The sequence below is a fragment of the Pseudomonas canadensis genome, assembly GCF_030980095.1.
Taxonomy (GTDB): Bacteria; Pseudomonadota; Gammaproteobacteria; order Pseudomonadales; family Pseudomonadaceae; genus Aquipseudomonas; species Aquipseudomonas canadensis.
This window is the reverse complement of sequence record NZ_CP133298.1, coordinates 2,884,148-2,906,453: the sequence shown is the minus strand read 5'-3', so window position 1 is coordinate 2,906,453 and position 22,306 is coordinate 2,884,148. Positions and strand designations below refer to the sequence as shown.

Sequence of the window (22,306 nt, the reverse complement as noted above, 5' to 3'; positions counted from 1 at the left end):
TCAATCCACGGTCATCAGGCGGGCCGCACGCAGCACGGCGCGCAGGATTTCGATATGGGTGCCGCAACGGCAGAGGTTGCCCGACAGCTCGTTGCGCACCTCGGCTTCGCTGGGGTTGGGGTTACGGTCGAGCAAGGCCTTGGTGGTCATGATCATGCCGTTGAGGCAGTAGCCACATTGCGCGGCCTGCTCGTCGATAAAGGCTTGTTGCACCGGGTGCGGCGCCTGGCGCGTGCCCAGGCCTTCCAGGGTGACAATCTCGCGGCCTGCGGCACCCGACAACGGAAACACACAGGAACGGGCCGCCACTCCATCGATGATCACGGTGCACGCACCGCACTCCCCCAGGCCGCAGCCGTATTTGGGGCCATTGAGTTCCAGGTCATTGCGCAGCACCAGCAACAGCGGCGTGTCCGCCATGGCGCTGACGTCGCTTTTTTGCCCATTGACCTCAAGCGTTACCGTGATGTGCTGGCTGATCATTCGCTTCGCCCGTAACAGTTGGTGAAGTAGGCACTACATCAAATAGTCAAAAAAAAGCGTCGTGGACCTGGGGTCTCACGACACACTTGATGGATGAAGTGGCTACTACATGAACTCAGAGCAAGATCGATGCCAAAGGGGGGGATGGGCGGGCTTGTTGTGGTGATTGGGCTTGTTGTGGTGAGCGGGCTTGCCCCGCGCTGGGGCGCGAAGCGTCCCTGAAACCAGGCACCGCAAATCATCTGGAAGGACGCGGTGGCATTATTGGGGCGGCTGCGCCACCCAGCGCGGGGCAAGCCCGCTCACTACAACAAGTCTCCTGCAACAATTATTCCTGCGGGTCGTCGATCATTTTGCGCAACAGGAACAGCACCGCAACCCGTTCTGCCGGGTTGAGATTGCTCAGGGTCAATTCGCTGATCTGCGCGGCGCGCGGCGCAGTCTGGGCGACCAGTTCGGCGCCTGCCGGGGACAGGTCGACCACCACTTTGCGCTTGTCCTGCGGGTCCGGTTCCAGGCTGATCAGTTCCTTGGCCTTGAGTCGCTCGACGATGCCACGAATGGTCGCCTGGTCCACGGCCGTCGCCTTGACCAGCTCGGTCAGCGAACTTGCACCGTGATCGCGCAACGCGCACAGGGTGACGAACTGCACGGCGGTGAGCTGGGAGTCGCCGACATTCTGCTGAAAGATCGCCAAGTGGCGCTGGTAGGCCTTGCGCAACAGGTGGCCGACTTGTTCAGAAAAGACGTAGGAATCTGGCACGGCGGGGCTCGGTGGGTGACTGACAATGGGGAGGCATGATAACGGGATGTGCCGCAAACACCTACCCATGTAGGAGCCGGCTTGCCGGCGATGAGGCTCTTGAATCTTGCGCTAGGCTCAGGGACGCCATCGCCGGCAAGCCGGCTCCTACAGGGGGATGTCAGCGGGCCAGGGAGGCTGGCGGCGCAACCACATCACCGGCGATGACCACCGCCTCATCATCCAGGTACACGTCGCAATTACGCAGCGGAATATCCATATGGCACGGCGTCTTGCGCGTCCCGCCCACTTCGGTATTCGGCCCGGTGGAGAACAGGAAATTGCCATAGAACGCCCGTGCGTCCATGCACATGCCGTCGTTCTTGTCATGCAAGCCCATCGCCGTCCACTGCGCCCGTGGCTGCAGGCCCCAGCCGATATGGGAGATGCCGTACACCTCAGGGTCGTTGAAGTACTTCATGTAGTCACGCAGGTACTCGGCCTCGAATCCCCCGTGGATCTTGGTGATGAAGCCCTTCTCGATCTCCAGGGTGATCTTCTCGCGGGTGTAGGTCTTGAACGGCAGCAGGATGTCGCCGATGTCCAGCACCAGCACGCCTTCGGCGGTTTCTTCGTTGGGCCAGGAGAACAGGAAACCACTCGGCCAATGATCCCAGCGCCCCGGCTCATCGGCAAAACCGTATTCGGTCACCGACGGGTACTGCCCCAAGGCGGCGCGGAAGTCACTGCCGGCGCGGGATTTCACGTGGATCGAACGGGCCTTTTTCAGCAACTGCTCGGCCGCCAGCACGCGCACTTTGTCTTCTTCGGTCGGCAGCATGCGCGCCAGCACTTCCGGCGGCTCCACCGCCAGCAGAATGCGCGTGCCGGTCTTGAGGATCTGCTCCTGCTCCGGCGAGTGCAGCAGCATCATGGTGTCGACGATCAGGTCGGCGGCCTCCAGGGCACGCTGGGCGGCGATATTGCCGGTAAGCGCGGTGTCGCCGCAGTAGGCGGTCATGTCGTTGCCCATCGCCCTGGGATGATTGAACGACGGCAACTCCACCGCATACACCTTGGCCCCCAGGCGCTGCGCAGCGTCCATCGCGGCACGCACGGTGCGCGGGTCGGAGTAATGGCTCTTGAGCACGGCAACGCTCTGGGTCGGGTCGACCTTGGACAGCGTCAACACGTGTTCAAACATCTGGGTCAGTTCGCAATCGCTTACCGGCATTTTCCTGTCTCCTGTGGGCCTGCACCAAGTTCAGGCACTGCGCTTCACTCTAGTGCATTTTTATAGCGTATACGCCATTTCATAACGATAAGACCCGAATTATCGGCAGACTGCAAGCGGCACACAAAAACGTTACCTATCGAAACAAACCCAGCATTTACTAATCACAACACGTTACACAGGACAAATACGGCCAAAAAATAAATTTGCAAACACAGGCTTCCCATTTCAAAAAATGAGCGTATACACTTTAAAAACCTTGCGGACAGACACCGCCAAAAATCAAAAAGAGAGAGGAATACGCCCCATGGGAAGCACTCAGAAAATCGCCATCGTCGGCGCAGGCCTGGGCGGAGCCGCCGCGGCCACCCTGTTGCAGCAAGCCGGCTTCGACGTGGACGTCTACGAGCAGGCGCCGGAGTTTTCCCGATTGGGCGCAGGGATCCACATGGGCCCCAACATCATGAAAATCTTCCGCCGCATGGGCATCGAAAAGCAGCTGGACCTGATGGGCTCGCACCCCGAGCACTGGTTCAGCCGTTGCGGCGAAAGCGGTGACTACCTCTCGCGCATCCCGCTCACCGGCTACGGCGCCTCCTACATCACCGTGCACCGTGGCGACCTGCATGCGCTGCAGATGTCCACCCTCAAGCCCGGCACCTTGCACTTCAACAAGCGCCTGGAAACCCTTGAAGAAACCGACACCCAGGTGCGCCTGACCTTCGCTGACGGCCAGGTGACCTACGCCGACATCGTGATCGGTGCCGACGGCATCAACTCCAAGATCCGCGAAGAACTGCTCGGTGTGGAAAAACCGCTGTACAGCGGCTGGGTCGCACACCGTGCGCTGATCCGGGGTGACCAGCTCGCCAAGTACGACCTGAAGTTCGAAGACTGCATCAAGTGGTGGACCGAAGACCGCCACATGATGGTCTACTACACCACCGGCAAGCGCGACGAGTACTACTACGTGACCGGTGTGCCCCATGCCGAATGGGACTTCCAGGGCGCGTTCGTCGACAGCAGCCGCGAAGAGATGTTCGACGCCTTCAAGGGCTACCATCCCACCGTCCAGGCCCTGATCGAGTCCACAGAAAGCGTGACCAAATGGCCGCTGCGCAACCGCAACCCGCTGCCGTTGTGGAGCCGTGGCCGCCTGGTACTCCTCGGCGATGCCTGCCACCCGATGAAACCGCACATGGCCCAGGGCGCCGGCATGGCCATCGAAGACGCCGCCATGCTCACCCGTTGCCTGCAGGAAACCGGCATCAGCGACTACCGCACCGCGTTCCAGCTCTACGAAGCCAACCGCAAGGAGCGCGCATCCCGCGTGCAGGCCGTGTCCAACGCCAACACCTGGCTGCGCACCCAGGAAGATCCGGCCTGGGTCTACGGCTATGACCTGTACGCCCAGGAACTCAAATCAGGAGTGGCCGCGTGAGCACTTTTCTCTATGGCGGCAACGTGCAGGCCAACGGCATTCGCCAACACTACCTGCGTTACGGCGGCAAAGGCCCGGCGCTGATCCTGATCCCCGGCATCACCAGCCCGGCCATCACCTGGGGCTTTGTCGCCGAGCGCCTCGGCGCGCAGTTCGACACCTATGTGCTGGATGTGCGCGGTCGCGGCCTGTCTTCGACCGGTCCCGAGCTGGATTACAGCGCGGACGCCTGCGCCGAGGACATCGCTGCCTTTGCCAACGCATTGAACCTGGACAGCTACCACCTGATGGGCCACTCCATGGGTGCACGCTTTGCCGTGCGCAGTGCAGTCAAACACCCTCAAGGCGTGAAGCGCGTGGTGCTGATCGACCCACCGGTCTCCGGCCCGGGCCGACGTGAATACCCGAGCAAGCTGCCGTGGTACGTCGATTCGATCCGCCAATCCCTGGCCGGCATGGACGCGGAGGCGATGCGCGCCTTCTGCGCCACCTGGACCCAGGAACAACTGCAACTGCGCGCCGAATGGCTGCACACCTGCTACGAGCCCGCCATCGTGCGTGCCTTCAATGACTTCCACGAAGTGGATTTCCATCAGGACCTGCCCCACCTCAAGGCCCCGGCCCTGTTGATGGTGGCCGGGCGCGGCGGCGTGATCCTCGATGAGGACATTGCCGAGATTCAGGCGCTGCAGCCGAGCATCCAAGTCGCCCGCGTGCCGAACGCCGGCCACATGATCCCGTGGGATGACCTCGACGGCTTCTTCATCGCCCTCGGCGACTTCCTCACACAATAAGAACGGAGACCACCATGCAGAAGCCTTACCGCATCGGCCAGATCGTGCCGAGCTCCAACACCACCATGGAAACCGAGATCCCGGCGATGCTCACCGCGCGCCAGGCGATTCGCCCCGAGCGCTTCACCTTTCACTCCAGCCGCATGCGCATGAAGCAAGTGCGCAAGGAAGAACTGGCGGCCATGGACGGCGAATCCGACCGTTGCGCCGTCGAGCTGTCCGACGCCAAAGTCGATGTGCTGGGTTATGCGTGCCTGGTGGCGATCATGGCCATGGGCTTGGGCTACCACCGCAACTCCGAACAGCGCTTGCGCAAAGCTACTGCCGACAACGACGCCAACGCGCCCGTAATCACCAGCGCCGGCGCGTTGATCGAAGGCCTCAAAGTGATGGGCGCCAAGCGCATCGCCATCGTCGCGCCGTACATGAAACCGCTGACTGAGCTGGTGGTGAACTACATCCGTGAAGAAGGCTTTGAAGTCGTCGATTGGCGAGCCCTGGAGATCCCCGACAACCTTGAAGTAGCCCGCCACGACCCGGCCAACCTGCCAGCCATCGTCGCCGGCATGAACCTGGAAGGCGTCGACGTGATCGTGCTGTCGGCCTGCGTGCAAATGCAGTCGCTGCCGGTAGTGGCCAAGGTCGAGGCACAAACCGGCAAACCGGTGCTGACCGCCGCCATTGCCACCACCTACGCGATGCTTAAGGCATTGGACCTGGAGCCCATCGTGCCAGGCGCCGGCGCCCTGCTTTCCGGTGCTTATTAACGGGAGCGGAAAGTCCCTTTGTGGTGAGCGGGCTTCTGTGGTGAGCGAGCTTGCTCGCGCTGGAGTGCGAAGCGCTCCCGGCTTTTTAGGGGCTGCTGCGCAGCCCAGCGCGGGGCAAGCCCGCTCACCACAAAAAAGAGCGCTCACGACGGACATGAATGAGGGGTTGAAAGATGAGTGAACAATCCGCCGACGCCAACTACCAGGGCGTGTGGGGCAACCGCATCGGCTTTGGCAAAAAGGCCGCACTGCTGATGATCGACTTCATGCAGGGCTACACCACCGAAGGCGCGCCGCTGTTCGCGCCCGGCGTGGTCACGGCCGTGGCGCAAAGCGTCGAGCTGCTCGCCACCGCACGCCAACACGGGATTGCGGTAGTCCACACCAATATCCGCTACCATCCCGGCCATTTCGTCGATGGCGGGATCTGGGTGAAAAAAGCCCCGGTGATGAAAGACATGGTCGAAGGCAACCCACTCGCGGCCTTCTGTGCCGAGGTGTTGCCGCTGGCCGAGGAAGTCGTCATTACCAAACAGTACGCCAGTGCGTTTTTCGGCAGCAGCCTGGCGCCGATGCTGCATGCCCAGGGCATCGACACCGTCGTGCTGGCCGGCTGTTCCACCAGCGGTTGCATCCGCGCCACGGCGGTGGATGCGGTGCAGCACGGGTTTCGCACCATCGTCGTGCGCGAATGCGTCGGCGATCGACACCCGGTGCCCCATGAGGCCAACCTGTTCGATATCGACAGCAAGTATGGCGACGTGGTGAGTAAGCAGGAGGCAATGCGTAAGTTCAGGGAGCAATAAGGATTCATGAGAACCGTGCCAAAGAGCACGGTCTTGAAAAAACTGAGCGTCCACTTTGGAATGCAATCCAATGTGGGAGCGGGCTTGCTCGCTCCCACACTTGATCACCTCCAGCAGGACCGACTCAGTCTTCTGACACTGCCTTTGGAAGTCGCTTCTACAGCACTCCGAAGTGCTGGAACAAAAGCGGCTGTATAAAAACCATAAGTCACCGCCAGGAGACACCCAATGCCCATTGCGAATGCAGCGCCCGCGACCACGGTCGCAGACCCCGTCAACACGCTTTACCACAAGATCACCTGGAAGCTGATTCCCTTCCTGTGCTTCTGCTACCTGGCCGCCTACCTGGACCGCATCAACATCGGCTTCGCCAAGTTGCAGATGCTCGACCAGTTGCAGTTCAGCGAAACCGCGTTCGGCCTCGGCGCCGGGCTGTTCTTTGTCGGCTATATCATCTTTGAGGTCCCAAGCAACCTGATTCTGGAGCGGGTCGGCGCGAAGATCTGGATCGCGCGGATCATGATCACTTGGGGCCTGCTCTCTGCCTGCACCATGCTGGTCACCTCCACGACCCAGTTCTACATCCTGCGTTTCCTGCTCGGCGCCGCCGAGGCGGGCTTTCTGCCGGGCGTGCTGTACTACCTGACCACCTGGTTTCCCACCCACCGACGCGGGCGCATCATTGCGTTGTTCATGATCGGCCTGCCGCTCTCCAGCGTGATCGGCGGCCCGCTGTCCGGCTGGATCATGGGCCACTTCGACCATGTCGGCGGCCTGCGTGGCTGGCAGTGGCTGTTCCTGATCGAAGCAGTGCCGAGCGTACTGCTTGGCGTGCTGACCTTCTGGGCCTTGCCCAACACCTACCAGCAAGCCAAATGGCTGTCGGACGAGGAAAAAGCCCTGCTGGAAACCGAACTGCGCAAGGACGACGCCGATGGCTCCGCCAGCAAGCAGAGTTTCCGTGACGGCTTCTTCAACCTCAAGGTCTGGATGCTTGGCGGTATCGACTTCTCGATCCTGCTCAGCGCCTACGCCATGGGCTTCTGGATGCCGACGTTCATCCGCAACGCCGGGGTCACCGACACCTTCCATATCGGCGTGCTCACTGCACTACCGAGCGTCGCCGCCCTGCTCGGCATGCTGCTGATCGGCGCCAGCTCCGACAAGCACCGCGAACGCCGCTGGCACATCATCGTGCCGTTTTTCATCGGCGCGGCGGCCATGGCCACGAGCACGTTCTTCACCCATAACGTGGCGGCCACGGTAGCGCTGTTTGCGATTGCTTCGGCGGCGATCATCGGCGCGGTGCCGGTGTTCTTCAGCCTGCCGGCGACCTTTCTCAAAGGCACCGCGGCGGCCACCGGCTTTGCTTTGGCCTGTTCGGTGGCGAATATCGCAGGCTTGGTGAGCAACTCGTTGATGGGCGTTGCGATCGACGTCACAGGCAGCAGCGCGGGTGCCTTGTGGTTTTTCGCCGGCTGCCTGATCCTCAGCAGCTTCCTGGTCATCGCCTTGCCGGCGAAACTGGTGAACCGTTAACAACAATAATTTTCGGATGAATCACCATGCAAGGTTTCCTGAAAAGCTGCGCACTGCTTGTTGCCGTCGCCCTGTGTGCCGGCACCGCCCAGGCCGCGGAGAAAGTCATCTTTGATACCGACTTCAACGTGCTCAACGATGACGGCCAGGCCTTCATCATGCTCGCCCAGCTCCACGCGCAAAAACGCATCGAACTGCTGGGCATGACCCTGGTCAGCGGCAACGCCTGGGTCGACCAGGAGCAGGTCGATGCACTAAAGGCCGTGGAACGCATGGGCGTGGAGAAAGAGGTCGGCGTCTACTCCGGCGCCGCCTACCCGCTGCTGCATGACTACGCCACCTACGAGGCGGAAAAGGCGCTGTTCGGCTCCGGCTGGCCGGGGGCATTCAAGACCCCCCGCCCTACCTCGCCCAAGCAGTTGATCGCGCCACCCGATGGCCTGGCGACACACTCCCAATTGCGCAAGGAAACCGCCGCGCAGTTCATCGTCGACAGCGTGCGCGCCAACCCGCACCAGGTAACGATTCTGGCCGTGGGGCCGCTGACCAACATCGCCCTGGCGATTCGTTCGGCGCCGGATATCGTGCCGTTGATCAAGCGCATTGTGTACATGGGCGGTGCCCTGGAGATTCCGGGCAACACCACGCCAGCGGCGGAATTCAACTGGTGGTTCGACCCGGAGGCCGCGAAGATCGTGTTGCGCTCGCCGATCGAACACGTGATTTTCCCCAATGATGTGTGCGAGAAAGTCACCTTCGACAAAACGGTGTACCAGCGCGTGATTGCCCAGAAAGGCGCGATTGCCGATCTGTACAAGCACGAGTTCGGCCCCTTGTTCGACAAGGACCCGAGCTACCACAGCTTTACCTGGGACAGCTTGCCGGCGCTGTATCTGGTCAATCCGGATATCGTCACCGAATCACGGGAACTGTGGGTGGATGTGGATGCCACCTTTGGCGCCGACTACGGCCGCGCACTGGGCTACCAGAAAGGCGCCCCTGTGGGCACGCAGAAAGCCAAGGTGGTGTTCGGCGTGGACCAGAAGAAATTCTGGGATGGCTACGTCAACCTGGTGACCTTGCCAACGCCGGTCAAGCACTGACCGGCCAAGCGCTCCCACGCAAGGTGGGAGCGCTTTTGCTGCCTCAACCCGCTAGCGCAAACCCGCGCTGCAGGTCCTCGATCAGCGCCGCCACATCTTCCAATCCGATATGCAGGCGCACCACCGGGTTCAGCCCCCGGTCCGTCGCGCTGTCGCGGTCCTGGGTATCGGCGACAGTCACCAGGCTTTCATAGCCGCCCCATGAAGCGCCCAATCCGAACAGTTGCAGGCCGTCGATAAAGCGTTCCAGGTAGGCCGGGTCAGTGCTGTTCAATTCAAATGAGAGCAAGCCATTGCTGCCGGTGAAATCGCGACGCCACAGCACGTGCCCGGGATGCCCAGGCAACGCCGGATGGAACACGCGCTTGACCTGAGGCTGCGCCTGCAACCACAGCGCGACATCCAGCGCCTGTCGCTCATGCACATCCAGGCGCGAAGCCAGGGTACGTGCACCACGCAGGATCAGGTAGGCATCGTCGGCACTCACGGCATTGCCGAAGGTATCGCTCATCCGGCCCAGCGCCGGCCACGCGGCCTGGGTGGTGCACACGCTGCCCATCATCACGTCGCTATGGCCGCCGAGGTATTTGGTGAGGGCCATGATGGAAATATCAGAGCCCAACGCCAGCGGGCGATACAGGTAGCCCGAGCCCCAGGTGTTGTCCACGGCCAGCAGGATATTGCGCGGTTTGCACAACGCGGCAATCGCGGGCAGGTCGCACAGTTCGTAGAGCAACGAACCCGGGACTTCGGCGTAGACCAGTTTGGTATTGGCTTGCAGCTGGGCTTCCAGGCCCTGACCATCCGGCGAGAAATAGCTGACCTCAACACCAAACGGTTGCAAGAATTCACGGGCTAATTTGCGTACCGGCGAATACACCGCGTCAGTGATCAGCACGTGATCGCCAGGGCGCAGGTAGGCCAGGAACACCTGGGCCGCTGCAGCAAGGCCGGTGCCGTAGAGGCGCGTGCGATAACCTCCCTCCAGCTCGGTGACCAGATCCTCCAGAGCGTGGGAGGTTGGATTGCCGCGTGCACCGTAGGTCAGCACCCGCTCGCTGTCACGGCGGGCGCGGGCGTCGCGCATCTGCGCCAGGTTGTCGAACAGCACGGTACTGATGCGCGTAATCGGCACGTTGACTGCACGGCTGCCATGGCCTTTTTCGGTGCGTGCCGCGTGTATCAGCCGAGTGCGCACGCGCGACGGCGGGGCCAGCGGCTTGAGACTGGCGATTTCCGCCGCGCTCATCTGCGCCAGCAGGCCGATTTCCCAGGCCAGGTACTGGCGCGCGGCATCCTTGTTGCCGCTGTGACGGTCGTGGGTGAAGAACAGGAAGTCGATGCACTGCGCGTCGGGCGGGTTTTGCGCGTCTTCAGTCACGGGCAGGCCTGCGGCGGCCCAGGCGGCAAAACCGCCGTCGAGCAATCGTGCCGACAGGCCTTCGGCAGCAAAGGCCGCCAACGCAGGATCATCCGCCACCAGCACCAACGGGCGATGGTCGGTTTTGAGCAGCGGACGAATCGACCAGCGCGAACCTGCAATATGACCTTTGCGAAACGCCATGCTCGGGCGCAAGTCGATCAGGTTCACATCGTTCAATTCAAGGGCCAGCTCCTGGGCACTGATCAACGGCAGCGGCTCATAGGCCACCGGTTGCAACACCGGCAGCACCAAGTCGCTGTCGACCCCACCGTTCACTACATACGCCTCATGCCCCAACTGGCGCAGCCAACTGGCAACAATCGGTGCACGCACACCATCACTGTCCACCAACACAATGCGCGCCTGGCGCACGCCGATGTACAGGTCGGTGGACTGGATCAACTGCCCCCCAGGCGTATGTTGCGCACCCGGCAATGTGCCGAGGGCGAACTCTTCACCCGTGCGCACGTCGCACAGAAACAGACTACGTTGGGCGTCATCGGCCCACTGGCGCACCTGATCCGCCGACACCGTCACCACCCCTGCCCGCTCGGCCAGTCGCTGCGCGGCCTGGCGCTGCTGGGCAAGATCGCTGCTGACGTGATCCGGATATCGCCGGGTGCTGCCGTGTTCCAGTTGCAAATCTTCCAGGTACCAGCCCTGGGTGCCGTTTTCCAAGGCATAGATCGGATTCTTCAGACCCAGATTGATCAAGGTCTGTGCGCCGATGATGCTGCGGGTGCGCCCGGCGCAGTTGACCACGATGGGCGTGCTGTCATCCGGCACCAGGTCATGCACGCGGTAGCCCAGTTCACCGTTGGGACAGCAGATGGAACCGGGGATGGTCATCTTGCGGTATTCATCGAACGGCCGGCCGTCCAACACCACCAACGGTTCGCCGCGCGCTTGCCAGTCCGCCAATTGCCGAGCAGTCACATGCGGTGTGTGGCTGGCCTCTTCGACCAACTCGCCAAACGCCTTGGATGGCACGTGCACCCCGGCGAATAACTGCAAACCCGCCGCTTGCCAACCTTCGGCGCCCCCTTCCAAGACATGCACACGGCCATAGCCCAGCACCTCCAAACGCGCTGCGGTGCGCGCTGCAACGTCACCGCCTGCCTGGTCGTAAATCACCAGGCGCACCTGCGGATTGGGCGCCAGGCGGCGTACCTCCAACTCCAGGCGGCTATAGGGCAGGTTCACCCCGTGAAACAGGTGGGCTTCACCGTATTGGCCGTGTTCGCGCACGTCGAACAGGGCGATTTCCTGCCCGTCGAACAGCCATTGCTGCAGTTGACTGGGGGTGATGGTCTGGCTCATGGAAGTCCCAACAATTGAAGAAAAGAGTTACTGCAACGCCAACGAACGTTCGCCCGCAGCCACTTCGCGCCCCTTGGCATAGGCACGCTGCACCGCCGGCCGCGCCTTGATGCGCTCGCGCCAGGCCTGGATATTCGGGTAGTCCGCCAAGTCCTGGCCCTGCCGTTGCGGTTGAATCCACGGGAAGATCGCCATGTCCGCCACCGAGTACTCACCGGCCACATACGCCACTTCGGCCAGGCGCTGTTCCAGCACCCGATACAAGCGTGTGGCTTCGGTGTTGAGCAGGTCGAGGGCAAACGCAATCGGCTCGGGTGCCTTCTCCTTGAACAACTGCAACTGGCTCAGATACGGGGTGATATGCCCCACCTGCCAGAACAACCATTCCTGGACCTTTTGCCGCTCGGCGGTGCCCGCGGGTGGCAAGAACTGACCGGCGCGGTCGGCCAGGTAATTGAGGATTGCGCCGGATTCGAACAGGCTCAGCGGTGTGTCAGGGCGATAGTCGACAATCGCCGGGATGCGCCCGTTGGCGCTGATGCGCTGGAAGTCCGCCTGTTTTTGCTGGCCTGCGCGGATGTTCACCGGCACCAGGCGGTATTCCACGCCCAGCTCTTCAAGCAGGATGCCGACCTTCAAGCCATTGCCCGTGGGCCAGTAATAAAGGTCGATCATGCGTAGGCCTTGATCGACGGTGCCATCTGCGAGGCGTTGTAGTTGAGGATGCGACCATCGGCTTCCACGCCATACCGGCCGTTCAGCGATTCCAACGGCAAGCCATACAAGTGGAAGTGCAAGGTTGCCTGCTCGCCTTCCACCTTGATGCCATGCAGGTCCTCACCGAGGAACGAGATCGACGTGCCCGGTTGCACGATCACTTCCTTTTCCAGGCTCAGGGTGGTGAAACCCGGCTCGCGGCCTTCGTCGTTGCGCGCATAGACGTAGTTGATCTCCTGGCCTTCGATGGCACTGATGATCGCCCAGGTCTCGTGGTTATGCGGGATCGTGCTTTTGCCCGGCAACAGCGAGTTGAGGTATAGGGTCGGAGTATCACCGTCATCGTTCAGGCGATAGCGGAACGCAGTGCTGCCCTGCCCCGGCACCGGCGCGGGGAATGCGTCGAAGTTGAACAGGTCGCGGCGTTCGGCGAGGTTTTCCAGCAGCCCAACGATTTCATCCAAGGCCGCGCGGTCTACGCCACGCTGATTGATGACGCGGATCTGCTGCAAAAACGCTTCGATCACGTCGGCACGGTTTTCGATACTCATCACGAATTTCCTCTTATCAGACAGACAGGCTGTAACGGCTCAAGTTGGTCAACAGGTACGGGTCGTGGGCGATGGGGCCACGACGCCCCGTGTCGCCCAGGGCATGACGCAGGAACGTCTGGGTGCGTTCGCTGGTCGGGTTCTGGAAGATCTGCGCGGCGCTGCCATGCTCGACAATCACGCCGTTTTCGGTGAAATACACCACGTCGCTGATCTCTTCGGCGAAGCGCATTTCATGGGTGACCAGCACGCAGGTCATGCCCTCCTCGGTCAACTCGCGGATCACCGTCAGCACTTCGCCGACGGTTTCCGGGTCGAGAGCCGAGGTCACTTCGTCAAACAGGATCAGCTCCGGGCGCATCGCCAACGCGCGGGCAATCGCCACGCGCTGTTGCTGGCCACCGGACAGTTGGCCGGGATAGGCATCGGCCTTGTGCTCCATGCGCACTTTGGCCAGCAATGCGCGGGCGTCTTTCTCGGCGTCGGCACGGTTGCGGCCCAGCACCTTGCGCGGGGCGATCACCAGGTTTTCCAGCACCGACAAGTGCGGGAACAGGTTGTACTGCTGGAACACAAACCCGACGCGTTTGCGCAACTCGATGCGCTGAGCTTCCTGGGCCAGGGTATCGACCTGAGTCTGGCCCACGCGGATGCTGCCGCGCTGGGGCTGCAGCAAACCGGTGATGCAGCGCAGGATCGTCGACTTGCCCGACCCCGACGGGCCGATGATCGATACCGCCTGGCCGCGCAACACGTCCAGGTCGATGCCCTTGAGCACCGGGTTGGCGCCGAACGACAGGTGCACATCCCGCAGGCTCACCAAGGGTTCAATAGAAGGCATAACGGCGCTCCAGGTGTTGGGTGAGACGGGAAATCGGGTAGCAATACGCAAAAAACAGCACCAGCAGGCTCAGGTAGATCACCACGGTAAAACCGGTCATGTTCACGGTGTTGCTGGCGATCTGCGCGGTGTCGATCACGTCGTGCACGCCCACCAGCGAGGCCAGCGCGGTGCCCATGGTGACCACGGCGTACAGGTTCATCCACGGCGGCAACATGCGCTTGAAGCACTGCGGCAGGATGATCGAACGAAACAACTGGCCACGGGTGAACGCCAGCGAACGCGCGGCTTCCCATTGGGTGCTGGGGATCGAACCGATGGCGCCACGGAAGATCTCCGCCACGTTGGCGCTGGCCGGCAACGCCAGGCCGATGGTGACCTTGACCCAATCGGGAAACGACACGTAGCTGCTGCCGATGTGGATCTCGAACGGGAACACGTAGGTGGTGAAATAGATCAACACCAGCCACGGCGCATTGCGAAACACCTGCACCCACAGCCGCGCGACAAAGCCCAGAGGCGACAAGGCCAACGCACCGATCAACAAACCCAGCACCGAGCCCAAGGCAATCGCCACCACGCTGATCAGGATGTTCTGGCCGAAACCGGCCACCAGTGCCGGCGACCATTGCAGCAACGCCGACAACACCGGGAATGAATCAATGGCCATAGCCGGGCATCCTCAGGCGCGCTTCCAGCCAGCGCCCCACACAATTGACGATAAAACTCAGCAGGCCGAAAAAGCTCAGGATCAGGATCATCAGTTCCAACACGTTATCGCTCTGGGTCCAGATCATGATGGCCGCGTAGGTGATGTCGCCCACCGCAATCGCGGAGGCCACGGCGGTCATCTTCACCAGATCGATCAGGTTGTTGATCAGCGATGGCAAGGCAAAACGCAGCGCCAGGGGCAACTGCACATTCCACAGCAACTGGCGGCTGCTGAAAGCCAGGGAACTGGCAGCTTCCAGGGTCACCGCCGGCACTGCTTCGATGCCGGCGCGCAAGGCCTCGGCATGAAACGCACCTTTGTGCAGGGAGATCACGATCACCACCCAGGCAAACGGCGTCAGTGGGTTGGCCGCGCCGACCGCCTGGGTCAGCAGCATGTTCAGCACCAGGAACGCGCAGTACAGCTGCACCAGGGTTGGCGTGTTGCGGGTGACTTCGACAAATACCCGCGCCGGCTTGGCCAGCCACGGGTTGCCCGATGTGAGCATCGCCGCCAGGGTGATGCCCGCCAACAGGCTGCCAATAATGGTGAACAGGCACAGCAGGCCGGTGGTCAGCGCGCCCTGGACCAGGGTGCCGCGCTGATAGGCATCCAACAGGAAGTTGTAGTTGAGGCCAATACCCGCAGCCCAATGGACAAAAAGCTCCATCATTGCAACTTTCCGCAGGCGCTTGCGATACGCCGCCCAGCCTCGGCAACGCTGTCGGTCGCGGTGGCGATGGACAGGCGGAACCACGGCGACAGGCCATAGGCACTCCCGGCCACACCGGCTACGCCCTCTTCCAATAGCCAGGCCACCAGGTCATCGTCGTTGTTGATGCGCTGGCCGTCCGGGCGAACGCGGCCCAGCAGCCCGGCGCAACGCACGAAGACAAAGAAGCCGCCCTGGGGCTCGAGGACTTCAAGGCCGTTTACGGTTTTAAGTGTTTCCACCAGGATGTCACGGCGCAATTGATAAGCCGCGACGTGCTCCGCAAGAAAATCCAGCCCGCCGTTGTAAGCTGCCAACGCGGCGGCCTGGCCCACAGAGGACGCGCCAGAGGTGGATTGGGATTGCACCACGGCGATAGCGTCAGTCAGGATTTTCGGCCCTGCACCAAAGCCGATGCGCCAGCCAGTCATCGCGTAAGTCTTGGACACGCCGCCCACCAGCAGGCAACGGTCGAGCAAATCCGGAGCTACGTTCAGCAGACTCTGCGCCGGGCGACCGTCGAAGCGGATGTGTTCGTAGAGCTCATCGAGCAGGATCAGCACTTGCGGGTGGCGACGCAACACATCGGCCAACTCCCGCAACTCGGTGGCACTGTAAACCGCGCCGCTGGGGTTGCCGGGGCCATTGAGGATCAACCAGCGCGTGCGTGCCGTGAGGTGCTGTTCCAGCTGCGCCGGCAGCAGCTTGCAGCCCTGCTCCAGCCCGCATTCGATGAACACCGGCTCACCGCCATTGAAGCGCACGCTGTCGGGGAACGACGGCCAGTACGGCGTCGGCACCAAGACTTCGTCGCCGTCATCCAGAGTAGCGGCAAAGGCATTAAAGATGATCTGCTTGGCGCCATTGGCGATCACAATGGACGCCAGCGGATAGTCGAGGTGGTTCTCTTCGGCCAGCTTGCGCTGCACCGCGACGCGCAAGGCCTTCACGCCCGGCGTCGGCGTGTACTTGGTAGCGCCGCCAGCAATGGCCTTATAGGCGGCCTGCTTGATGTGTTCCGGCGTGTCGAAATCCGGCTCGCCCGTGGTGAGGTCGAGAATATCGCGTCCCGCCTCGCGCAACTCAGTGGCGCGGGATTTGGCGGCGGCGTTGGCGGACAGCGACACCCGCTGCACGCGATGGGACAGGCGTAGGGTCATGGCTGTACCTCAAGGACTTTGCCGGGGTTGAGCAGATTGTGCGGATCCAGCGCCTGCTTGATACGGCGCATCAGGTCCAGCTCCACCGGACTTTTATAACGGCTGAGCAGGCCGACCTTGCGTTGCCCGATGCCGTGCTCGGCACTGATCGAACCGCCGTGGGCGTGGGCACTGTCGTGCACCAGAGCGCTGAGTTCGGCGTAGTGCGCCATGTGCGCGTCCACCGTCGAATCCAGCGGGTGAGCGACGTTGTAATGCAGGTTACCGTCACCGAGGTGGCCGAAAGTGAAGTTGCGCACACCGGGGAAATGCTGTTGCAACAACGCATCGGTATGGGCCACGAAGGCCACCACCTGGGAAATCGGCACCGAGATGTCGTGCTTCATATTGCGCCCTGCACGCTTCTGCGCCTCGCTCATGTTTTCGCGCAGCAACCACAGGGCGTCGCTTTGCGCCAGGCTTTCGGCGATCAGGGCGTCGCTGATCAGTTGCCTTTCAAAGGCCTCGCCAAGCACCGCTTCGAAGGCTTCGCGCGCATGGCTTTCGCCGTGGTTGTCGGAGAGTTCGATCAGGGCGAACCAGGGTTGGCTCGCGGTCTTGAACGGTTGCGGGCCCTCCGGGAACTGATCGCGCAACAGAGCCAGGCAATCAGCGGTCAGTAATTCGAACGCCGTCAGGTTCGCGCCAAAACCCGCACGGGCATGGGACAGAAAAGCGACGGCTTGCGCCAGCTCATCAAACGCCAACAACGCCGTCGCCTGGGCCTTGGGCAGCGGGAACAGCTTCAAGGTGGCGGCAGTGATGATGCCGAGTGTGCCTTCGCTGCCGATGTACAAATCGCGCAGGTCATAGCCGGTGTTGTCCTTGCGCAACGCGCGCAGGCCATGCCAGATCTCGCCTTCGGCGGTCACCACTTCCAGGCCCAGAGTCAGCTCGCGGGCATTGCCATAACGCAGCACGCCAGTGCCGCCGGCATTGGTGCCGAGGTTGCCGCCAATGGTGCAACTGCCCTCGGCGCCGAGGCTCAGGGGAAACAGGCGATCGGCTGCGCGGGCCGCATCCTGCACATTTTGCAGGATGCAGCCCGCTTCGACGGTCAGGGTGTCGTTGTCGGTATCGACCGTGCGCACGCGGTTCATGCGATCCAGCAACAGCAGCACCGAACGTCCGCTGGCATCCGGTGTTGCGCCGGCCATCAGGCCCGTGTTGCCGCCCTGCACCACGATCGGCGCCTTCAGTGCCACGCAGGCACGCACCACCGCCGCCACTTCCTCGGTGTTGGACGGATGCACTGCAGCAATCACGTGGCCGGTGTAGCTGCCCTGCTTGTCGATCAGGTAGTGCGCCGCTGCCTCGCTGGTTTGCACATGGTCTGCGCCGAGCAGCTGTTGCAAGGTGGCGAACAGCGCATCACTCATGGCTGTATTGCTCATGCAGATCACGCAGGGCCTGGGACGGCGCCATGCCGGTACGCTCGCCGAGGGCGATCAGAAAACCGCTTTTATGCCAGCCCTTCACGATGGCATCGAGCTTGGCCTGGGTGTCGTGTTCGCCCTTGCGGACCCAGATCACCGAGTTGGACGGAATCAAATCGCCCGGCAATGGGATTTCATAGCCCTCCCATTCGGCATCACTGAGCAAGGCATGCATGGTCGGGCTGACGTGCACCGCCGCCACACATCCATTGCCGCGCAGTGACAACAGCGACTCGGACTGGCTGCGGAACGCCTTGATCTGCGCGCCGTAGTTCTCTTGCAGCGGTTTGATGAAGTTGCTGCCCTGGGACACGCACACCGGCTTGTCCTTGAGGTCGGCCCACTGCTTGATGCCAGCGCCCTTGCGGATCAACGCCGCGCCGCCCACTTCCTCATACGGCGTCGGCACGTAATCGAGGATCTCGGCGCGCTCTTCGGTGAACTGCATATTGGCGATCAGGATGTCGACCTTGCCTTGCTGCAGGAACTGCACGCGGTTGGGCGCCAGCACCGAAACCGTCTTGGTCTCGACACCCAGCGCCTCGCCGATGCCCTTGGCCAGTTCGACGTTGTAGCCCAGGTGTTCACCAGTCTTGGGGTCCAGGGTGCCAAACGGCGGGCCGCTGAGAATCACCCCGACGCTGATGGCGTGGCGTTGCTGGATCTTGTCGAGGGTGGCGTCGGCGTGAGCGAAGCCGGCGCACAGGGCCAGGCCGAGTGCGGTGAAGGTTTTGAAGTGCATATCAGGCGCCCTTGAACTGTTGGTGCAATTCCACCAACGCCGGCGAGGCAGGGCTTATGCGGTTGCGGGTCTGGGCTTCGATCAGCCAGCCGCTGCGGTGCAGTTCCTTGACGATCGGATCGAGCTTGGCTTGGGTATCGCTTTCACCGCGACGGGTCCAGATCACCGAAGGCGCCGGGTTGAGTTCCGGGGTGATGACGCGGTAGTCCTTCCACTCGGGACTGTCATTGATCAGCGGATTGATCAGGGTGGAGTCGTGCACCGCCGCCACGCAGTTGTTGCCGCGCAGGGCTAATAAGGATTCGGAAGAACTCTTGAATGCCTTGAGCTGCGCGCCGAATTCAGTCAGCGGCTTCACGTAGCTGCTGCCCTGCGAAGTGCATACGGGCTGATCCTTGAGGTCTTCCCAGCGGGCAATCTTGCTGTCCTTGAGCACCGCCGCCGCGCCGCCGATCCGGTAGAACGGGGTCGGCACAAAACCGAGGATCTCACCGCGCTCGGCGGTCCATTCCATATTGGCGATCAGCAGGTCGACCTTGCCCTGTTGCAGGAACTGCACACGGTTGGCCGGCAGCACCGGCACCAGCTGCACCTCAGCCTTGAGTTGACGCCCCAATTCATTGGCCAGGTCGACGTTCAAGCCCTTGGGCTTTTGCGTGGTCGGATCAATGCTGCCGAATGGCCCGCCCGACAAGAGCACGCCCACCACCAACACATGACGCTGTTCGATCTTGTCCAGGGTCGCATCGGCCTGCGCCGCCACGCTGCTGCCCAACGCGATGATCGACCCGAGGGCCACCGGCAACCATTTGTTCAACTTCATTGGACTTCCCCCTGGCAAGTGATCGGCGTACCCCGACCTGATGGAGGGGCATGCTAGGGAGAGTGTGGGGGCAACGGAAATGCAAATATCTCATATCGTTATAACTTGCCGTATACGCACGACCTTCACTTACGGCATAAACCATGTTTTGTTGGACTCTATAAAATTACGCTTCATCAATACATAAATATCTGTAATGTTTAACTTCACAACCTTGATATAAAAACCGCCTCTGGAGCCGGCCATGTCGACCCTTGATCTTGAACTGCTGCGTACCTTTATTGCCGTGGTCGACCACCACAGCTTCGCCGGCGCCGGCATGCACCTGGCGCGCACCCAATCGTCCGTGACCCAGCATATGCAGCGTCTGGAGCAGCAAGTGGGGGTCAGTCTGTTCGAGAAGCGTGGTCGGCAAAAGCAACTGACCGAGCCTGGTTTGCAGTTGCTGCGTCATGCACGGCAGATGCTGTCGTTGAACGACGATGCGTTGAATTCGCTGCGTGAGAGCAGCTTGAGTGGTGTGTTGCGCATTGGCTCACCGCACGATATTGCTGACACTATCTTGCCGCCGATTCTCAGCCACATTGCTCGCTCGGCGCCGCGTTTGCGGTTGGAAATCGATGTGGGGCGCAGTCCGTTTTTGATGGATGACTTGCATCGGGGCAAGGTGGATATGGTGATTTCTACGCGGTCTGATCCGAACCTTGAGGGGTTTGCGTTGCGCACGTCGCCGGTGTGGTGGATTTGTTCGGCTCAGTATATTCACCAGCCGAGCGAGCCGTTGCCGCTGATTCTGGTGGATGAGCCGAGCATTTATCGGCGTTATGCGTTGGAGGCGTTGGAGCGGGCGAATATTCCTTGGCGGCAGGCGTATCTGGCTTCGAATTTGATTGGGATCAAGGCGGCCACCCGGGCGGGGTTGGGGGTGACGCCGAGGAGTATGGAGATGCTGGGGCCGGATATGCGGGTGCTGGGGGAGACGGATGGGTTGCCGCGGTTGCCGGAGGTGACGTATTACCTTTGGATTCGGCCGAATACGGCGAATCCGATTGCCAGGAAGGCTTATGATTTGATTCGGGGGAGTCAGGGGTTGTGATTGGGGGCATATCCGTTATTTGGGTGATGGCTGGTATTGGTTCCGCCCTTACGGCGGGTCACTTTGCAAAAGCGGCAAAGTAACCAAAACGCTCTTGCCCCAACACTCGGCACCTCGCCTAGGCTCGGTATGCCCGTAATCCGACAGTGATTTGGGGGGCGCCTAAGATCAAAATCAAAAGCAAGAGCACAGCAGCCTGGCAGCCGGCTTGAGTGGTCTAAAGCAAAGGCAAACGCGGTCCTGTAGGAGCCGGCTTGCCGGCGATGGTCTTCAACGATGATGCGGGGGAACCAGACAAAACGCGGCGGCCTCACGTTTTTCGCCGGCAAGAACTAGGCATCCCCCCCGGCTCCTACAAGGACCGCGTATCCACGATGCGAAGCGAGTCGCTTTTGATCTTGATCTTAGGCGCCCCGTCAAACACGCTGGCCGAACGCAGGCTTGAGTCCGTGAGTAACCCGGCAGGACGCCGGGTTAGCCGCGCTGGGCCAAGGATGGCCCGTCGCGGCGGCCCACGGATTCAAGCCTGCGTTACGGCACACCGAGCCTAGGCGAGGTGCCGAGTGTTGGGGCAAGAGCCTTTTGGTTACTTTTGGCTGGGCCGGCTTCCGGCTCTTTTCAAAAGTGACCCGCCGTAAGGGCGGAACCATAAGCCGCCGTTACCCAAATATCGGACATGCCCCAACCCAAGTGTCCAATCATGCCCCTGTCCCTAGCCAACCATACCCACAACAATGGCATATCACTAACCACACAAAAGCCCCCACCATGAATGACCACACCGAATTCGTCCACCTGGCATCCGACGCCGACCTCATCGCCAGCTTCCCAGTCATGCACCAACTGCGCCCTCACCTCACCGACGCCACCGCATTCGCCGAACAAATCCACCGCCAACGGCAAAACGGCTATCACCTGCTGGCAGCAAAAGAGCACGGCAAGGTAATAGGCCTGGCCGGCTATCGCTTGACCGAAAACACCCTGTATGGCCGCTTCATCTACGTAGATGACCTGGTGATAGACGCCACGCAACAACGACGCCGCCTGGGCGAACAACTGCTGGACCGCGTACGCGAAGAAACCCGCGCCCGAGGCTACCGCTGGCTGGTACTGGACACCGGCATGCACATGGCCCTGGCCCAACGCTTCTATTTCCGCCAGGGCCTGTTGCCCCTGGGCATGCACTTTTCCCAGGACCTGAGCCAATGACCCGCGCCCTGCTCCTCAGTTTCAGCCCCCACGGCAAAGCCGCGCAGACCTTCAATCTGGCCCGCGCCTTGTTGCGCGACCTGGCCCCCGACGCCGAGGTGACCGAGCGTGACTACGGCGCCCAGGCACTGCCGCCCTTGACCCGTGAATATGCCAACGCGCTGACCACCCCCGGCGCAATCACCAGCAGCGCCACGGCACTCTCGGAACAGTTGATCGTCGAATTGGAAGCCTGTGACCTGCTGATCCTATGCACCCCCGTGCATAATTTCACCGTGCCGGCGGCACTCAAGGCCTGGATCGACCATGTGGTGCGCATCCAGCGCAGTTTTACGGTGAATGAACAGTTCGCCAAAGTCGGCTTGCTGCAGGACCGGCGCACCTTTGTCCTGGTCAGTTCAGGAAACGCCCGCAAGGGCCATGAGCCGGACTTCCTGACCCCGTACATGACCGCTATCCTGTCGACGGTGGGCATCCACTCGGTGGATTTCGTCTACCTCCCCGCCATGGTGCGCGGTGAAGAAGCGGTCAACCGCGCCCTGGAACAAGCGCACCGGCAACTCGCGGTCGCAATCAGCTCTGGCCTATAAAAATAATGGCGCTAGAATCAGCGCCA

Annotated in this window: 22 protein-coding genes; 9 read left to right on the top strand and 13 right to left on the bottom strand. The window is 61.7% G+C overall.

Going from position 1 to position 22,306, the window contains the following annotated elements; all coding sequences use genetic code 11:
- The 3 genes from RB216_RS13210 to RB216_RS13200 all read right to left on the bottom strand — a co-directional run bounded on the left by RB216_RS13210 (position 1) and on the right by RB216_RS13200 (position 2,459).
- Complete coding sequence (locus tag RB216_RS13210) at positions 1–483, bottom strand: (2Fe-2S)-binding protein (RefSeq protein WP_028616030.1); 483 nt, start codon at positions 481–483, stop codon at positions 1–3.
- Positions 484–811: 328 nt separating this feature from the next.
- Positions 812–1,246 (bottom strand): MarR family winged helix-turn-helix transcriptional regulator, encoded by a 435-nt coding sequence (locus tag RB216_RS13205; protein ID WP_016977981.1) that lies wholly within the window; start codon positions 1,244–1,246, stop codon positions 812–814.
- Between the two features lie 160 nt (positions 1,247–1,406).
- The gene (locus tag RB216_RS13200; RefSeq protein WP_078048281.1) at positions 1,407–2,459 is read right to left on the bottom strand and encodes a 2,5-dihydroxypyridine 5,6-dioxygenase; all 1,053 of its coding nucleotides are present in this window, start codon (positions 2,457–2,459) and stop codon (positions 1,407–1,409) included.
- Between the two features lie 307 nt (positions 2,460–2,766).
- Here RB216_RS13200 and RB216_RS13195 point away from each other — a divergent pair, with 307 nt between their 5' ends.
- The 6 genes from RB216_RS13195 to RB216_RS13170 all read left to right on the top strand — a co-directional run bounded on the left by RB216_RS13195 (position 2,767) and on the right by RB216_RS13170 (position 8,909).
- The gene (locus RB216_RS13195) at positions 2,767–3,900 is read left to right on the top strand and encodes an FAD-dependent monooxygenase (protein WP_016977979.1); all 1,134 of its coding nucleotides are present in this window, start codon (positions 2,767–2,769) and stop codon (positions 3,898–3,900) included.
- Positions 3,897–4,694 carry an alpha/beta fold hydrolase gene (locus RB216_RS13190; RefSeq protein WP_122685214.1) on the top strand — a complete coding sequence of 266 codons (798 nt, stop codon included), beginning with the start codon at positions 3,897–3,899 and terminating at the stop codon, positions 4,692–4,694. Before RB216_RS13195 ends, RB216_RS13190 begins: the two co-directional genes overlap by 4 nt.
- A 14-nt stretch (positions 4,695–4,708) precedes the next feature.
- Entirely contained in the window at positions 4,709–5,461 is a 753-nt protein-coding gene (locus RB216_RS13185; protein WP_010210656.1) for a maleate cis-trans isomerase family protein, read from the top strand.
- A gap of 173 nt (positions 5,462–5,634) precedes the next feature.
- Positions 5,635–6,267: an N-carbamoylsarcosine amidohydrolase gene (locus RB216_RS13180; protein WP_308908803.1), complete on the top strand. Its 633-nt coding sequence runs from the start codon at positions 5,635–5,637 to the stop codon at positions 6,265–6,267.
- Between the two features lie 228 nt (positions 6,268–6,495).
- A complete protein-coding gene (locus RB216_RS13175; RefSeq protein ID WP_308908802.1) occupies positions 6,496–7,806 on the top strand; it encodes an MFS transporter in 1,311 nt (436 codons plus the stop codon).
- Between the two features lie 26 nt (positions 7,807–7,832).
- On the top strand, positions 7,833–8,909 hold the full coding sequence (locus RB216_RS13170) for a nucleoside hydrolase (RefSeq protein WP_308908801.1): 1,077 nt from the start codon (positions 7,833–7,835) through the stop codon (positions 8,907–8,909).
- Between the two features lie 43 nt (positions 8,910–8,952).
- Here RB216_RS13170 and metC read toward each other — a convergent pair whose 3' ends face one another.
- Genes metC through RB216_RS13120 form a run of 10 tightly spaced genes read right to left on the bottom strand, consistent with a single transcriptional unit; the run spans position 8,953 to position 19,385 of the window.
- Positions 8,953–11,652, bottom strand: coding sequence for a cystathionine beta-lyase (metC, locus tag RB216_RS13165; RefSeq protein WP_308908800.1), 2,700 nt, complete (start codon positions 11,650–11,652; stop codon positions 8,953–8,955).
- A gap of 27 nt (positions 11,653–11,679) precedes the next feature.
- A complete protein-coding gene (locus RB216_RS13160) occupies positions 11,680–12,327 on the bottom strand; it encodes a glutathione S-transferase family protein (protein ID WP_068933480.1) in 648 nt (215 codons plus the stop codon).
- Positions 12,324–12,920 carry a cysteine dioxygenase family protein gene (locus tag RB216_RS13155; protein ID WP_068933482.1) on the bottom strand — a complete coding sequence of 199 codons (597 nt, stop codon included), beginning with the start codon at positions 12,918–12,920 and terminating at the stop codon, positions 12,324–12,326. The genes RB216_RS13160 and RB216_RS13155 overlap by 4 nt, the downstream gene beginning before the upstream one ends.
- 16 nt (positions 12,921–12,936) lie before the next feature.
- Complete coding sequence (locus tag RB216_RS13150) at positions 12,937–13,761, bottom strand: amino acid ABC transporter ATP-binding protein (protein ID WP_068933484.1); 825 nt, start codon at positions 13,759–13,761, stop codon at positions 12,937–12,939.
- On the bottom strand, positions 13,748–14,431 hold the full coding sequence (locus tag RB216_RS13145; protein WP_068933485.1) for an amino acid ABC transporter permease: 684 nt from the start codon (positions 14,429–14,431) through the stop codon (positions 13,748–13,750). Before RB216_RS13145 ends, RB216_RS13150 begins: the two co-directional genes overlap by 14 nt.
- A complete protein-coding gene (locus RB216_RS13140) occupies positions 14,421–15,146 on the bottom strand; it encodes an amino acid ABC transporter permease (RefSeq protein ID WP_068933488.1) in 726 nt (241 codons plus the stop codon). The genes RB216_RS13145 and RB216_RS13140 overlap by 11 nt, the downstream gene beginning before the upstream one ends.
- Positions 15,143–16,345 (bottom strand): aminotransferase class I/II-fold pyridoxal phosphate-dependent enzyme, encoded by a 1,203-nt coding sequence (locus tag RB216_RS13135; RefSeq protein WP_068933490.1) that lies wholly within the window; start codon positions 16,343–16,345, stop codon positions 15,143–15,145. The genes RB216_RS13140 and RB216_RS13135 overlap by 4 nt, the downstream gene beginning before the upstream one ends.
- On the bottom strand, positions 16,342–17,763 hold the full coding sequence (locus tag RB216_RS13130; RefSeq protein ID WP_068933492.1) for an FAD-binding oxidoreductase: 1,422 nt from the start codon (positions 17,761–17,763) through the stop codon (positions 16,342–16,344). Before RB216_RS13130 ends, RB216_RS13135 begins: the two co-directional genes overlap by 4 nt.
- The gene (locus RB216_RS13125) at positions 17,756–18,562 is read right to left on the bottom strand and encodes a transporter substrate-binding domain-containing protein (RefSeq protein WP_068933493.1); all 807 of its coding nucleotides are present in this window, start codon (positions 18,560–18,562) and stop codon (positions 17,756–17,758) included. Before RB216_RS13125 ends, RB216_RS13130 begins: the two co-directional genes overlap by 8 nt.
- 1 nt (position 18,563) lies before the next feature.
- Complete coding sequence (locus RB216_RS13120; RefSeq protein WP_068933495.1) at positions 18,564–19,385, bottom strand: transporter substrate-binding domain-containing protein; 822 nt, start codon at positions 19,383–19,385, stop codon at positions 18,564–18,566.
- Positions 19,386–19,629: 244 nt separating this feature from the next.
- Here RB216_RS13120 and RB216_RS13115 point away from each other — a divergent pair, with 244 nt between their 5' ends.
- From RB216_RS13115 to RB216_RS13105, 3 genes are all read left to right on the top strand, one after another.
- Positions 19,630–20,481, top strand: coding sequence for a LysR substrate-binding domain-containing protein (locus RB216_RS13115; RefSeq protein WP_068933497.1), 852 nt, complete (start codon positions 19,630–19,632; stop codon positions 20,479–20,481).
- Positions 20,482–21,249: 768 nt separating this feature from the next.
- Positions 21,250–21,690 carry a GNAT family N-acetyltransferase gene (locus RB216_RS13110; RefSeq protein WP_028616024.1) on the top strand — a complete coding sequence of 147 codons (441 nt, stop codon included), beginning with the start codon at positions 21,250–21,252 and terminating at the stop codon, positions 21,688–21,690.
- Positions 21,687–22,280 (top strand): FMN-dependent NADH-azoreductase, encoded by a 594-nt coding sequence (locus tag RB216_RS13105; protein WP_122685218.1) that lies wholly within the window; start codon positions 21,687–21,689, stop codon positions 22,278–22,280. Before RB216_RS13110 ends, RB216_RS13105 begins: the two co-directional genes overlap by 4 nt.
- The last annotated feature ends 26 nt before the right edge of the window (positions 22,281–22,306 follow it).

Bases quoted from the DNA above. Each gene is read 5' to 3' on its own strand.
- RB216_RS13195 (WP_016977979.1), top strand. From the start codon at position 2,767: ATGGGAAGCACTCAGAAAATCGCCATCGTCGGCGCAGGCCTGGGCGGA.
- RB216_RS13150 (WP_068933484.1), bottom strand. From the start codon at position 13,761: ATGCCTTCTATTGAACCCTTGGTGAGCCTGCGGGATGTGCACCTGTCG.
- RB216_RS13125 (WP_068933493.1), bottom strand. From the start codon at position 18,562: ATGCACTTCAAAACCTTCACCGCACTCGGCCTGGCCCTGTGCGCCGGC.
- RB216_RS13210 (WP_028616030.1), bottom strand. From the start codon at position 483: ATGATCAGCCAGCACATCACGGTAACGCTTGAGGTCAATGGGCAAAAA.
- RB216_RS13110 (WP_028616024.1), top strand. From the start codon at position 21,250: ATGAATGACCACACCGAATTCGTCCACCTGGCATCCGACGCCGACCTC.
- RB216_RS13160 (WP_068933480.1), bottom strand. From the start codon at position 12,327: ATGATCGACCTTTATTACTGGCCCACGGGCAATGGCTTGAAGGTCGGC.
- RB216_RS13120 (WP_068933495.1), bottom strand. From the start codon at position 19,385: ATGAAGTTGAACAAATGGTTGCCGGTGGCCCTCGGGTCGATCATCGCG.
- RB216_RS13155 (WP_068933482.1), bottom strand. From the start codon at position 12,920: ATGAGTATCGAAAACCGTGCCGACGTGATCGAAGCGTTTTTGCAGCAG.
- RB216_RS13200 (WP_078048281.1), bottom strand. From the start codon at position 2,459: ATGCCGGTAAGCGATTGCGAACTGACCCAGATGTTTGAACACGTGTTG.
- RB216_RS13170 (WP_308908801.1), top strand. From the start codon at position 7,833: ATGCAAGGTTTCCTGAAAAGCTGCGCACTGCTTGTTGCCGTCGCCCTG.
- RB216_RS13185 (WP_010210656.1), top strand. From the start codon at position 4,709: ATGCAGAAGCCTTACCGCATCGGCCAGATCGTGCCGAGCTCCAACACC.
- RB216_RS13180 (WP_308908803.1), top strand. From the start codon at position 5,635: ATGAGTGAACAATCCGCCGACGCCAACTACCAGGGCGTGTGGGGCAAC.
- RB216_RS13115 (WP_068933497.1), top strand. From the start codon at position 19,630: ATGTCGACCCTTGATCTTGAACTGCTGCGTACCTTTATTGCCGTGGTC.
- RB216_RS13130 (WP_068933492.1), bottom strand. From the start codon at position 17,763: ATGAGTGATGCGCTGTTCGCCACCTTGCAACAGCTGCTCGGCGCAGAC.
- RB216_RS13175 (WP_308908802.1), top strand. From the start codon at position 6,496: ATGCCCATTGCGAATGCAGCGCCCGCGACCACGGTCGCAGACCCCGTC.
- metC (WP_308908800.1), bottom strand. From the start codon at position 11,652: ATGAGCCAGACCATCACCCCCAGTCAACTGCAGCAATGGCTGTTCGAC.
- RB216_RS13140 (WP_068933488.1), bottom strand. From the start codon at position 15,146: ATGATGGAGCTTTTTGTCCATTGGGCTGCGGGTATTGGCCTCAACTAC.
- RB216_RS13135 (WP_068933490.1), bottom strand. From the start codon at position 16,345: ATGACCCTACGCCTGTCCCATCGCGTGCAGCGGGTGTCGCTGTCCGCC.
- RB216_RS13145 (WP_068933485.1), bottom strand. From the start codon at position 14,431: ATGGCCATTGATTCATTCCCGGTGTTGTCGGCGTTGCTGCAATGGTCG.
- RB216_RS13105 (WP_122685218.1), top strand. From the start codon at position 21,687: ATGACCCGCGCCCTGCTCCTCAGTTTCAGCCCCCACGGCAAAGCCGCG.